The 698-nt window shown below is 38.1% G+C and carries 2 pseudogenes; both read right to left on the reverse strand.

The annotated features are described in order from the left end of the window. A pseudogene (locus ACS8FD_RS20730) lies at positions 1 to 190 on the reverse strand (TetR/AcrR family transcriptional regulator); the annotation flags it as partial. Positions 191 to 410: 220 nt separating this feature from the next. Beyond that, a pseudogene (locus ACS8FD_RS20735) lies at positions 411 to 698 on the reverse strand (endonuclease/exonuclease/phosphatase family protein); the annotation flags it as partial.

The raw sequence follows: 698 nt of genomic DNA on the forward strand, positions 1-698 counted from the left end.
CACACACATCAGCCAAGCTAATATCATTAATAGAGCGAGTCTCACTCAGTTTTTTTGCGCCCATCAGCAGTTTTTGACGGCGTACTCGACCTTGCTGGCTTGTAAACTTGAACTTGTTTGGTACCAACTTCTTAGCCAATTCTGAATCGACCAATATGTCTTCTATTTTGTCGTCTTTATGATCACTCATTATGAACCTCTTGTTATTACGCCCTATTATTTATAGATATGATCTTCATCGAATAACACTAACATTAAACCAGCATACTAATGTCAATTTAATAGTAAGTATTGTTGCTACTAAATTCGATGAGGGAGCATCATAAACACTTGCACATTATCAAACAAGGGGCGTGAATAGATTAGATGATAATGTACCTATTGATAATTTGACTCGTTATGTTGTACGGTTAATTGTGAAGTCTTATCTTTGCTCGAACAATACCATGGTCAGTGACTCTATCATCATAATCCCACTTTAAGTGATCATTAAAATAATCCACACGTTCTACATGGCCTAGCGAAAACTTACTGTCAAGCAAAAACTCTTCTGAAACAAATAATTGGTCGATAACTTCTGGCATGCCCTGATGAATATGTGTATATGCCACGTCTTTCATCCAACCATAACGAGCCTGAATACGCGCCGCATCGAACAAGGCTGTGTCACGCATACTTTTGTCATAGTTCACCTCTCC

It is taken from the genome of Psychrobacter sp. 1U2, assembly GCF_051847575.1.